This window comes from Paenibacillus popilliae ATCC 14706, from assembly GCF_000315235.1.
GTDB classification, from domain to species: Bacteria; Bacillota; Bacilli; order Paenibacillales; family Paenibacillaceae; genus Paenibacillus_B; species Paenibacillus_B popilliae.
Genome location: NZ_BALG01000575.1, coordinates 1 through 306, shown reverse-complemented (window position 1 = coordinate 306; position 306 = coordinate 1). Strand labels below are relative to the sequence as shown.

Annotated in this window: 1 protein-coding gene; it reads right to left on the bottom strand. The window is 42.5% G+C overall.

The genetic code is table 11. The features are described 5' to 3' along the window. A partial coding sequence (locus PPOP_RS23195; protein ID WP_042230436.1) for a hypothetical protein occupies window positions 1–306 on the bottom strand: 306 nt, incomplete at both ends.

The following is a 306-nucleotide window of genomic DNA, read 5'->3' as shown; positions in this document are numbered from 1 at the left end:
AATCAATGCCATGCTTGATTCCACGTCTTGCATCATGCTGTGTAATGCATTTGTAGTGGTTTGTATGATACGTTTATATAATTCTATTCGTTGTTGCTTCGCTTGGCCATCTGCTTGTGCCGCTTTTTTTTCCACTTGCAGCAGCTCTTGTTGCTTGTTTTGAAGGGTTTTCTGTTGAGCTTGATGTTGTGCTTGCTTCTGCTCTAATACAGTCATTTGCTGATCATAGCGGGCTGCAATCTCGGCTATTCTGTTCTTGGTTGCATTCACTTGTTTTTGGCCTTCACGGATGGCTTGTATTTGCTG